Below are 12,318 nucleotides of genomic sequence, written 5' to 3'. Positions count from 1 at the left end.
CCGATGGCGAGTGTGCGATACGCATCAGGCCTGAGCGGTGTGTGCCTGGCCATGGCGTTGCCGCTGTTCAGCAGTCAGGTCAGTGCGCAGACGATCGAGTCCAGGCCGGTGATCAAAACCAATCGCTGGCAGGAGGATTGGTCGGTCCTGGCCAATCCGACCCTCAGGACTGCGCCGCTGGACAGCCTCAAGTACATCCCGTTGTCCGCCGGCAATCCACAGACCTACTTGTCATTGGGCGCGACCCTTCGCGAACGCTTCGAGATGAACGACGCCAGCGCATTTGGGACGCGCAATGTGGCCAGGGATGCCTACCGGTTGCAGCGTTTTCAGGTGCATGCCGATCTGCACTTCAACGAAAACTGGCGCGTCTTCACGCAACTGGAAGACGTGCGCGCCTACGATAAAACCTCCCTTGGCGGGGCCGACCAGAACCGTGTCGACCTGCGCCTGGCGTTTCTGGAATACACCAAAAAGCTCGGAGACAACACGTTCAAGGCGCGCGTGGGGCGGCAGGATTTCGCCTTCGACTTGCAGCGCTTTATCTCGTCTCGTGACGGGCCAAACGTGCGCCAGTCGTTCGATGCGTTGTGGGCGGACTGGGAGACAGGGCTGTGGCGTTTCATCGCCATCGCCAGCCGACCGGTGCAGTACCAGGACGAGCGCCACTTCGATGACCGCTCGAACCACGAATTCCGCTTTCACATGCTGCGCGCGGAACGCCTGGTGGGCGGCAGCAACGAGTTGTCGGCGTACGTCGGCCTGTATGAGCGCGACGAAGCCAACTACCTGGACGCCAGCGGTGCAGAGCATCGGAACATTTTTGACGCGCGCCTGGGCGGAGCGGCCGATGGCTACGACTGGGATCTGGAGGCGATGGGGCAGACCGGTTCGGTCGGCGCCAAAAGCATTCGCGCCTGGGCGGCCGGCAGTCGCGTCGGTTATACCTTCGCGGATGTGAACTGGACGCCGCGTCTGGGTCTGCAGATGGATGCGGCTTCGGGCGATCGCAACAGCGGCGATGGCACATTGGGCACCTTCAACCCGCTGTTTCCCAACGGTTACTACTTTTCGCTGGGTGGCTATACGGGTTATGCCAACATCCTGCACATCAAACCGTCGATCACGGTAAAGCCCATCGCCAAGCTGAGCATTCAGACGGCGCTCGGGCTGCAATGGCGAGAAACCACCGAAGACGCCGTGTACGTGCAACCCAACATTGCGGTGGCCGGCACTGCAGGGCAGGGCAGTCGCTGGACGGGTGCCTATGGGCAAGTGCGCACCGACTATGCCTTCACCGGTAACCTGAGCGGCGCCATCGAGGCGGTTCACTATGATGTGGGCCAGTCAGTGCGTGATGCCGGCGGGCACGACAGCAACTACCTCGGTGTGGAGTTAAAGCTGTCCTGGTAACTTCGCATCAAGCCTGTGAACGACGTCGCGCCATGACATTGCGCACGGCGGCGATGGCTGGTTATAGTCGGCCTCGTTGCCGTGGCACTTGGCAACCCTGAGTTATTTCCTTTTCAGAAGATGAGTTCGATGCCTGCTTCCAGCACCCCTCGGTTGGCCTTATCCGCCACAGCTTGCGCTGTTGTGGAACCGTGCGGTTGCCTGCAAATCGCTTTCATCACGCGTTACCCCCCACCTTCTCCTGTGAACAGCCCTGTCGTGTGCGCCATTGCACCGCCAGGGGTCGTTGTGCTCGGCTGACCGGCTGCCTCATCGCTGCCCACCCAGCCTGCAAACGCTCGCAAAACATCCGTGAATCCGGTGATGCCGGGTCCGATTTTGTCTGAATCACAGGTGAATCATGTTCGCTCATAAAGCTTTGGCCTCGATGGCCACCACCACGCTGTTTGTCCTGCTGTGGAGCAGTGGGGCGATTGTCTCCAAGTGGGGGCTGACTCACGCCTCGCCGTTCGCGTTTTTGCTGTTCCGTTTTTTGCTGGCGCTGGTGGCCCTGGCTATTCTGATTCCTGCCCTGGGTTACAAACTGCCGGCCACTCGGGCTTCGATGCGCTTCGCATTGATGACCGGCGCGGTGCTGTTGGGCGCTTACCAGATTTGCTATCTGCTGGCGCTGGACATGAAAGTCGCGCCGGGCGTGATGGCGACGATCATGGGCGTACAGCCGATCCTGACGGCAGTGCTGGTGGAGCGCAGCCGCTCCGTCTCCCGCATGTTCGGCCTGACGCTGGGGCTGGCGGGCCTGGTGTTGGTGGTCTGGCAAGGCATCGGTGACGGCGGCTCGCTCGCTGGCATGGCATTCGGTGTGCTGGGGATGTTGAGCATGACGGGCGGCTCGATCATGCAAAAGCGCATCACCGACAATCCGCTTGGCACCCTGCCGGTGCAGTACCTCGCCGGGACGCTGGTGTGTGCGGCGTTTGTGCCGTTTCAGCCGTTCCATTTCGAGCACAGCGTCGGCTTCTATCTGCCCGTGCTGTATATGGGGCTGGTGGTGTCGGTGCTGGCGACCTTTCTGCTTTACCGACTGATCGCACAGGGCAATCTGGTCAACGTCACCAGTCTGTTTTATCTAGTGCCCGGCGTGACCGCGATCATGGATTACCTGATCTTCGGCAACCGCCTCGCGCTCATGAGCCTGCTGGGCATGGTGTTGATCGTCGTTGGGCTGGTGTTTGTGTTCAGGAAGGTCAAGTAGCGACAACGGCCCGTAGCCGTCGCCCAGAGTCAAAGGCTTCGCGGGCAAGCGCGCTCCTACAAGGGCGCGTCACATCGCGTTATTCAGGCACGCCGGCCATTTGTAGCAGCGCGCTTGCCCGCGATCTGGCGCGCAGCGGCAGCAAGTCTACGCACGCGGTGTGTCAGGCAGAGCCAAGTGGTCGGGTTTTACGACTGCTGCGCAGCCGATCGCGGGCAAGCGCGCTCCTACACTGATCGCGTTACGGCACGCTGTCTCGGCATGGCGCATGGAAGGCGGAGGCGCGTCCTGACGAATTCTCTCGGCACGCCGGCAATTTGTAGGAGCGCGCTTGCCCGCGATCTGGCGCGCAGCGGCAGCAAAACCTGCGCATCCCGGTGTGTCAGACAAAATGCGGTGCTTCAGGCGACACCGAGAAACAAGGCTCACCCCAATCGCACATGCCGGCTCAACAAAGCCCGCAGCGCCGCAGGCTTTACCGGTTTGGCGAGATATTCCAGGCCGGCGGCATGCACCTGGGCAATCAGCTCCGGGCGCCCATCAGCGCTGATCACGACACCCGGCACCGGCTCACCCAGTTGCGTGCGCAGCCAGGCCATCAGTTCGGTGCCGACTTCGCCGTGATCCAGATGAAAGTCCACCAGCGCTAGGTGCGGACGGATGCCCTCATCGAGCAACGCTTGGCACTCCTCGCGATTACGGGCGGTCCAGACCTGGCAGCCCCAGCGGCTGAGCAAACTGTTCATGCCGATAAGGATGCTGTCCTCATTGTCGACGCACAGAATCTGCGTACCGTTCAGCGCGGTGCCGAGCGATTCAGCCGGCGCGGCGGGCGGTAACGGTTGAGCGGCCGCCAGCGGCACAGTGACACTGAACACGCTGCCCTTGCCCGGCCACGAGCGTACCTCCAGCGAGTGACCAAGCACCCGACACAAGCCATCGGCGATCGCCAGCCCCAAACCCAAGCCTTTCTCGGCACGGGTCTGGTGGCTGTCCAGGCGCTTGAACTCTTCGAAAATTACCTGCCGCTTGTCTTCGGGAATGCCCGGCCCACGGTCCCAGACCTCCAGGCTCAATTGCCCGTGCCTGCGCCGGACCCCCAACAAAATTGGCCCCTTGGCGTAACGAAAGGCATTGGTCAGGAAATTTTGCAGCACCCGACGCAACAGCTTGGCGTCGCTGGTCACCCTCAGCGCGCTGCTTCGGACGCGGAAGTCCAAACCCTGCTCCTGAGCGAGGGCGGTGAATTCCGCTCCCAGGGTTTCAAATACAGTGTTGAGCGCAAACGGCGTGATAGTGGGTGTGAACTTGCCATTCTCCAGCCGCGAAATGTCCAGCAGGTCACTGATCAGGTCTTCGGCCGAGCGCAGCGAGCTGTCCAGATGATGGATCAGCTGCTTCGCCTCCGCAGGCACGTTGTCGTCGTTGTGCAGCAGGGCTGCCGAAAACAACCGGGCAGCATTCATGGGTTGCATCAGGTCGTGGCTGACCGCGGCAAGAAAGCGCGTTTTCGACTGATTCGCCGCCTCGGCGTGGGCCTTGGCTTCGCTCAGCGCGGCGTTCAGTTGCGACAGCTCACGCGTGCGTTCGGCGACGCGCTGCTCAAGACTCTCGTTGGCGCCCTTGAGCGCATGCTCGGCCTCGCGAAACGCTGTGATGTCGGTAAAACTCATCACGAACCCGCCGCCAGGCATCGGATTGCCGATCAGCTCAATCACCTGGCCATTCGGAAACAAGCGCTCGGAGGTGTGCGCGCGGCCCTGACGCATCCAGTGCAAACGCCGGGCGACATGCACCTCCGCCTCTCCGGGCCCGAGCAAACCGCGCTCGGCGTTGTAGCGGATGATGTCGGCTATGGGCCGGCCCACGCTGATCAAACCCTCCGGGTAATTGAACAGCTCCAGATAGCGCGCGTTCCAGGCCACCAGGCGCAGGGACTGATCCACCACGCTGATGCCCTGGGTAATATTTTCAATGGCGCCCTGCAACAGTGCCCGGTTGAATTGGAGGACCTCGGACGCTTCATCGGCAATGCGTACCACGTCCTCAAGTTGCATGTCGCGGCCTTCGATCGCAGCTTTCACCACCGCCCGTGTCGACGAAGTGCCCAGCACGCCGGCCAACAGGCGTTCTGTGTGGGCGATCCACTCGCCCGTAGCGTTTTGATTGGGGTTGAATCCCTTGCCCTGGCGATAGGCGAAGCGGATGAAGCTTTGCTGCGCGCGTTCTTCGCCCACGAAACGCGCAGAAAGCTTGAGCAGATCCTCTATCTGCACCGCCAGCAGCGAGCGATTGTTGGGCCGCGCTTGAAGTTCCTGGCCAATAAACCGTCCCGCCTGCCAGTGCTCGGACACCCGTGTCCGCGACAGCAATGACACCCAGACGAACAGCACCAGATTGCCCAGCATCGACAGCACAACGCCTTGAGTCAGTGGGCTGATCGGCAGATTGAACGGATTGCTGTGCAGCCACGCCAGCAGGGGAAAGCTGTGCAGCGACCAACTCATGCTGTGAGCGATGATCGGCAGCACCAGCGTGTAAAACCAGATGAACACGCCGGCAGCCAGCCCGGCGAACACGCCACGTCGATTGGCCGGTTTCCAGTACAGCGCGCCGATCATCGCCGGCATCAACTGAGTGATGGCGGCAAAGGCGATCTGGCCGATGGTTGCCAGGCTGGCGGTCGATCCCAGCAAGCGGTAGCTGACGTAGGCGAGCAGCAGGATGACCACGATGCTGACCCTGCGCACCGACAGCATCCAGTAACGGAACGCTTCGAACGGGCGCTCGGCGGTTTTGCGCCGCAGCAGCCAGGGCAGCAGCATGTCGTTGGACACCATGGTCGACAGCGCCACGCTGGCGACAATCACCATGCCGGTGGCCGCCGAGGCGCCGCCAATGAACGCCAGCATGGCCAGCGCCGGATGCGCATGGGCAAGCGGTACGCTGATGACGAACGAGTCCGGCAGCACCGAGGCAGGCAGCAGCATTTGCCCGGCCAGCGCAATCGGCACCACAAACACCGCGGCCAGCAGCAGGTAAGCGGGGAAAACCCACTTGGCCAGGCGCAGGTCCTGGGGTTCGATGTTCTCCACCACCGTGACGTGAAACTGCCGGGGCAGACAGATGATCGCCATCATGGCGACGCCGGTCTGCACCACCATCGAGGGCCAATTGACCGTTTCCTTCCAGTACGCCTCAAGCCGTGGCGCGAGCATCGCCTGATTGAACAGATCGTCCACTCCGTCGTAAAGCCCGAACGTGATGAACGCACCAACGGCCATGAAAGCGAACAGCTTGACCAGCGACTCGAACGCAATCGCCAGGACCATGCCCCGGTGATGTTCGGTGGCGTCGAGGTTGCGGGTGCCGAAGACGATGGTGAACAGCGCGAGCACCAGGGAAACGATCAATGCGGTGTCTTGCGCACGCGTGCCCGTAGCGTCGGCGCCGGCACCGATGAGGATGTTCACCCCCAGCACGATGCCTTTGAGTTGCAGCGCAATGTAAGGCAGAACGCCGATCAGGCAGATCAGCGCAACCACCACGGCCAGCGTCTGTGACTTGCCGTAACGGGCAGCAATGAAGTCAGCGATGGAGGTGATGTTTTCCTGCTTGCTGATCAGCACCATCTTCTGCAGCACCCAGGGTGCGAGCAGCAACAGCAGAATCGGCCCAAGGTAAATGGGCAGGAACGACCACAGCTGTTCTGCGGCCTGGCCAACCGAGCCGAAAAACGTCCAGCTGGTGCAGTAGACCGCCAGCGAAAGGCTGTACACCCAGGCGCGCAGTCGCGGGGGCAGCGGCGCACTGCGACGGTCCCCGTAAAAGGCGATGGCAAACATGATGGCCATATAGGCCAGGGCGACGGCAGCGATCAGCCCGCTGGACAGCGACATGACGAACTCCAGAGACAAGCGGCAAGCGGGTTCAACGGCGATCCATCGCCGGCCGGACAGTCTCGCATGCCCGGCAAGGTTCGTCTGTTACGACCAAGGTCTGAGCGGTGCGTTGTCGCAGGGACCTTACTGTTCGTATATCTGTTAAATCTATGAGGTATAGCTAAATTACCCGTTTAGTAGATATCAGCGCGAGCCCTAAGATGGAGATCACCTCACACGAGGACAGGAGCGAGCCATGAGCCATACCTTCTTTATCCCGCGCAGACCGTTCAGCCAACTGAGCCACCCCCGGGAAGTCATTCGCCAGTTCACCCCCAACTGGTTCGCCGCAACCATGGGCACCGGGATTTTGTCAGCGGTGCTGACCCAGCTTCCGGTGATCCTTCCCGGATTGCGCGTGATAGCCGAGGGATTGTGGCTGCTTAACATCGTGCTGTTCCTGACCTTCAGTGCGCTCTACATCGCCCGCTGGATCCTGTATTTCGACGAGGCGCGGCGGGTGTTCGGCCACTCCACGGTGTCGATGTTCTTCGGCACGATCCCCATGGGCCTGGCGACCCTCATCAATGGGCTGCTCACCTTCGGCCTGCCACGCTGGGGCAATGCAGTGCTGCCGTTGGCCGAGCTTTTGTGGTGGCTGGACGTCGCCATGTCGCTGGCTTGCGGCGTGCTGATCCCGTTCTTGATGTTCACCCGCCAAGAACACCGCATCGACCAGATGACCGCTGTCTGGCTTTTGCCCTTGGTGGCCTGTGAAGTGGCGGCCGTCAGCGGCGGGCTGCTGGCGCCTCATCTGGCGGAGAGCCACAGCCAGTTCAGCGTGCTCATTACCAGTTACGTGCTGTGGGCGATGTCGGTGCCGGTCGCGTTCAGCGTCCTGACCATCCTCTTGCTACGCATGGCCCTGCACAAATTGCCCCATGAAAGCATGGCCGCATCCAGTTGGCTTGCATTGGGGCCCATCAGCACCGGCGCCTTCGGCCTGCTCGTTCTGGGCGCCGACTCGCCTGCTGTGTTCACTGCCAACGGATTATCCGGCGTCGGCGAGATTGCCTCCGGTTTAGGGTTGCTGGGCGGGGTGATTTTGTGGGGCGTCGGCGTGTGGTGGTGCCTGATGGCGCTGCTGATCACCGCGCGTTATCTGCGCGACGGCATTCCGTTCAATCTGGGTTGGTGGGGTTTTACCTTTCCGCTGGGCGTGTTCGCATTGACCACGCTCAAGCTGGGGGCTGTGCTTCATCTGGCGTTCTTTTCAGTCCTGGGCTGCGCGTTGGTCGCTGCGCTGGCAGTCCTGTGGCTCGTCATCATGAACCGCACCGTGCGCGGTGCTTACAGGGGCGAGCTGTTTGTTTCGCCCTGCATCGCGGCCAGGGCAGGGTAAAGCGGGTTAACGGGCGCAGCGCTCCAACGAGGGATACGTTCGAGCGCGTGCTCGACTTTGCCGCCGGTTACGTCTTCAATGAGGCCCGGAACCGACATCCAGCGTTCCAATCCGAAAGCCGTTCACGGCGCCACTCAGGACAGGGAAGATGAGTCAGTCGCAGTTCAGTTTGTTGGGTAAGCGGCGCTTTCTGCCGTTCTTCGTGACCCAGTCCCTCGGCGCGTTCAATGACAACATCTTCAAACAGTCGCTGATTCTCGCCATTCTCTACAAGCTGAGCATCGACGGCGACCGCTCCATCTACGTCAACCTGTGTGCGCTGCTGTTTATCCTGCCGTTCTTCCTGTTTTCTGCGCTGGCGGGGCAGTTCGGCGAGAAATACCCCAAAGACAAACTGATCCGCATGATCAAGGTGCTCGAGATCGGGATCATGCTGGTGGCCGCCGCGGGGTTTCTCTTCAATCACCTGTCGCTGATGCTCGCGGCGCTGTTCGCCATGGGCACCCACTCGGCGCTGTTCGGCCCGGTGAAGTACTCGATCCTGCCGCAGCATTTGCATGACAACGAACTGGTGGGCGGCAACGGGCTGGTGGAGATGGGCACGTTTCTGGCGATTCTGGCGGGCACCATCGGTGCCGGGGTCATGATGTCGGCGACTGACTATGCACCCGTTGTCGCGGCGGCCATGGTGTCGGTGGCGTGTCTGGGGTATCTCGCCAGCCGGGGCATTCCACCTGCGGCTGCGGCTTCGCCGGAGATGCGCCTGAACTGGAATATTTTCAGTGAATCCTGGGCCACGCTGAAGCTGGGCCTGGGGCAGACCAAGGCGGTGTCGCGTTCCATCGTCGGCAACTCGTGGTTCTGGTTCGTCGGTGCGATTTATCTGACGCAGATTCCGGCCTATGCCAAGGATTTCCTCTACGGCGACGAGACGGTCGTCACCCTGATTCTCACGGTGTTCTCCATCGGCATCGCCGCAGGCTCAATGCTCTGCGAGCGACTGTCCGGGCGCAAAGTGGAAATCGGTCTGGTGCCGTTTGGCTCCATGGGCCTGACCGTGTTTGGCTTGTTGCTGTGGTGGCACTCCGGAGATTTCCCGCAGAACGTGCAGGCCAACAACTGGCTGGCGATTCTGGGTTACGGGCAGGCATGGTGGGTGCTGCTGGACATCCTCGGTATCGGTGTTTTCGGAGGCTTTTATATCGTGCCGCTGTACGCGCTGATCCAGTCACGAACCCCGGAAAAAGAGCGCTCGCGGGTGATCGCTTCCAATAACATCCTCAACGCGTTGTTTATGGTGGTCTCGGCGATTGTCTCGATCCTCCTGCTGAGCGTCGCGAAGCTGTCGATTCCTCAGCTGTTTCTCGTGATTTCGCTGATGAATATCGTGGTCAACGCCTACATCTTCAAGATCGTGCCCGAGTTCACCATGCGTTTCATGATCTGGCTGTTGAGCCATTCCATGTACCGCGTCGAGCACCGCAACCTTGATTTGATCCCTGACGAGGGCGCAGCGTTGCTGGTCTGCAACCATGTGTCGTTTGTCGATGCGTTACTGATTGCCGGGTCCGTGCGCCGCCCGATCCGCTTCGTTATGTACTACAAAATCTTCAACCTACCCGTGCTCAACTTCGTTTTTCGCACGGCCGGCGCCATTCCGATTGCCGGTATCAAGGAAGACAAGGCGGTGTTCGACAGCGCATTCCAGCGCATTGCCCATTATCTAAACGACGGCGAGTTGGTGTGCATTTTTCCGGAGGGCAAGCTCACCACTGACGGCGAGATCGACATCTTCAAAAGCGGCATGACCCGTATTCTGCAAGAGACCGACGTGCCAGTGATTCCATTGGCGCTGCAAGGATTGTGGGGCAGCTTCTTCAGCCGCGATCCGAACAAGGGCGTGCTGCGCAGGCTGTGGTCGCGGGTGACACTGGTGGCGGGACCGGCATTGACCGGTGAGGCGTCGCAACCGGCATGGGTGCGCGAACGGGTGGCGGAGTTGCGGGGGGCGGTGCGTTAGCAGGCGCACCAACCTTCGCGGGATGCTCCAGCTGACGCCTTAATTTGCTGGCTGGCCCTGAACTGGAGCCGGCTCGCTGGCGACAGCTGACGTTGAACCGTAGGAGCCGGCTTGCTGGCGAAAAGCGGTGTGTCAGACAGCGTTAATGTCGTTGACAGATCGGGTTCCCCAGCAAGGTGAAGCGCCATCCCGGCGGCTCCTACAGTTTCTGCGTTTGCCGTCGGACCGGTGTACCACCGACACCGGTGTTCGACGCAGAACCGGGAACTGATCTGGTCACCCTACAATCGGCTTGTCTTCCTCAACCACCGCATCCGGCGTCATCTTCCTGAAGTACGTCGAAAGCAACGCGCCGGAAATGTTGTGCCAAACGCTAAACAGCGCACTGGGCACCGCCGCCAAAGGTGAAAAGTGCGCAGCGGCCAGGGCGGCACCGAGCCCGGAGTTCTGCATGCCGACTTCAAGCGACAGGGACTTGCGCTGGGCCAGCGGCAGTTTGAACAGCTTGCCGGTGAAGTAACCCAGCAGAAAGCCGAAGCTGTTGTGCAGGATCACCACGGCCATGATCAACAGGCCCGATTCGGCGATCTTCGCCTGACTCGCTGCCACCACCGCGCAGACGATCATCACGATACTGACCACCGACACCAGGGGCAGCACGTCAACGGCAAATTGCACCTTGGCGCCCAGCAGTCGCTGAGCAATGACCCCCAGCACGATGGGCAACATGACCAGTTGCAGGATCGACCAGAACATTTCCATGAAGGACACCGGCAACCACGCCGACGCCAGCAGCCAGATCAATGCCGGAGTCAGCAGCGGGGCGAGGAGGGTGGTCACCGCCGCAATCGCCACCGACAGCGCCAGATCCCCTTTCGCCAGCCAGGTCATGACGTTGGATGACGTGCCGCTCGGGCAGCAGCCAACCAGGATGACGCCGACCGCGATTTCCGGCGGCAAATGGAACACTTGGCAGAGCAGCCAGGCAACACCGGGCATGATCACGAAATGCGCGACCACCCCAAGGGCCACACGCCAGGGATGGCGTACGACTTCAGAAAAATCGTCAAGCTTGAGGGTCAGCCCCATGCCGAACATGACCAGCCCCAGCAACGGCACAATGTAGGACTTCAGGCCAATGAACCAGGACGGGAACACGAACGCCAATACGGCGAACAGCAGCACCCAGTACGCGAAGGTATTACCGACAAAACGACTCAACGCAGCCAGGGCGCGCATGACCTGCTCCTTTCTTGTTGGTATGAAGTGGACTTCTAAACTGGTGGAGCCGGCTTGCTGGCGAACGCGGTGGATCAGCACCCTTCAAGTGATCTGACTTAATGCGTTCGCCAGCAAGCCGGCTGCTGCAGAGAGAGGTGAAATCAGATCCCCTGGGGGATCTCTTCGCCGCCCAGTGCCTCCATCAGCTCCGGCAAAAACTCGCCAAAGGTCAGCATCATCAAGGTGAAGCTGGCGTCCTGTTGACCCAGCGCATCGTCGCCGCCGTTTTGCTCGGCTTCATCCTGCAGCAAGTCTTCGAACTTCAGGCGCTTGATGCCCAGCTTGTCGTCCAGCACGAAAGACAACTTGTCCTGCCAGGCGAGCGAAAGTTGGGTGACGACTTTGCCGGTGCTCAGGTGCAACTGGATTTCGTCGCTGGTCAGGTCCTGGCGTTTGCATTTCACAACGCCGCCGTCTTCGTGGGTGTCGCGCAGCTCGCACTCGTCCAGCACAAAGAAGTGCTCGGCGGTCTGGCTGGTCTTGACCCATTCGGTCATCACCGCAGTGGGCGCGGTTTTGACGGTGACAGGGCGTACCGGCAGCGAGCCCACCACTTCACGCAGCGTCGACAGCAGGTCTTCGGCGCGCTTGGGGCTGGAAGCATTGACCAGAATCACGCCTTGCTTGGGGGCAATGGCGGCGAAGGTGGCCGAACGACGGATGAAAGCCCGCGGCAGGAAGGCCTGGATGATTTCGTCCTTGAGCTGGTCACGCTCCTTCTTGTAGACCTTGCGCATTTGCTCGGTCTCGATCTCTTCGACTTTCTCTTTCAACGCGTCGTTGACCACGCTGCCGGGCAGGATGCGCTCTTCCTTGCGCGCCGAAATCAGCATGAAATCACCGCTGACGTGCACCAATGGCGCGTCCTCGCCCTTGCCGAACGGGGCGATGAAACCGTAAGTGGTCAACTCCTGGCTGGCACAGGCACGTGCAGGCTTGGTCGCCAACGCGGTTTCCAGCGCCTCGGCGTCAAATGGCAGGTCCTGGGTCAGGCGATAGACAAGCAGGTTTTTGAACCACATGGGGTACAGCTCTCCTTTAAACAAAGGGGGGCATTATTCGCTCC

The 12,318-nt window shown here is 61.0% G+C and carries 7 protein-coding genes; 4 read left to right on the top strand and 3 right to left on the bottom strand.

The genetic code is table 11. From position 1 onward, the window contains the following. Positions 1 to 3 precede the first annotated feature (3 nt). Together LT42_RS13885 and LT42_RS13880 are read left to right on the top strand one after the other, a co-directional pair. The gene (locus LT42_RS13885; protein ID WP_037013904.1) at positions 4 to 1,413 is read left to right on the top strand and encodes an alginate export family protein; all 1,410 of its coding nucleotides are present in this window, start codon (positions 4 to 6) and stop codon (positions 1,411 to 1,413) included. 400 nt (positions 1,414 to 1,813) lie between these two features. Then, on the top strand, positions 1,814 to 2,668 hold the full coding sequence (locus LT42_RS13880) for a DMT family transporter (RefSeq protein WP_037013901.1): 855 nt from the start codon (positions 1,814 to 1,816) through the stop codon (positions 2,666 to 2,668). A 425-nt stretch (positions 2,669 to 3,093) separates the two neighbouring features. Here LT42_RS13880 and LT42_RS13875 read toward each other — a convergent pair whose 3' ends face one another. Further along, on the bottom strand, positions 3,094 to 6,567 hold the full coding sequence (locus LT42_RS13875) for a hybrid sensor histidine kinase/response regulator (RefSeq protein ID WP_037013897.1): 3,474 nt from the start codon (positions 6,565 to 6,567) through the stop codon (positions 3,094 to 3,096). A 238-nt stretch (positions 6,568 to 6,805) separates the two neighbouring features. Here LT42_RS13875 and LT42_RS13870 point away from each other — a divergent pair, with 238 nt between their 5' ends. Further along, a complete protein-coding gene (locus tag LT42_RS13870) occupies positions 6,806 to 7,951 on the top strand; it encodes a TDT family transporter (RefSeq protein ID WP_037013895.1) in 1,146 nt (381 codons plus the stop codon). A 148-nt stretch (positions 7,952 to 8,099) separates the two neighbouring features. Then, positions 8,100 to 9,971 (top strand): MFS transporter, encoded by a 1,872-nt coding sequence (locus LT42_RS13865; protein WP_037013893.1) that lies wholly within the window; start codon positions 8,100 to 8,102, stop codon positions 9,969 to 9,971. 276 nt (positions 9,972 to 10,247) lie between these two features. On the opposite strand, the gene LT42_RS13860 is transcribed toward LT42_RS13865, so the two are convergent. Together LT42_RS13860 and rdgC are read right to left on the bottom strand one after the other, a co-directional pair. After that, complete coding sequence (locus tag LT42_RS13860; RefSeq protein ID WP_037013892.1) at positions 10,248 to 11,210, bottom strand: bile acid:sodium symporter family protein; 963 nt, start codon at positions 11,208 to 11,210, stop codon at positions 10,248 to 10,250. Between the two features lie 143 nt (positions 11,211 to 11,353). Continuing rightward, positions 11,354 to 12,274, bottom strand: a complete 921-nt coding sequence (rdgC, locus tag LT42_RS13855; RefSeq protein ID WP_037013889.1) for a recombination-associated protein RdgC — start codon at positions 12,272 to 12,274, stop codon at positions 11,354 to 11,356. Positions 12,275 to 12,318: the final 44 nt, after the last annotated feature.

Source organism: Pseudomonas lutea (assembly GCF_000759445.1).
Classification (GTDB): Bacteria; Pseudomonadota; Gammaproteobacteria; order Pseudomonadales; family Pseudomonadaceae; genus Aquipseudomonas; species Aquipseudomonas lutea.
The sequence above is the reverse complement of the archived record's forward strand: the minus strand, read 5'-3'. Positions and strand labels throughout refer to the sequence as shown.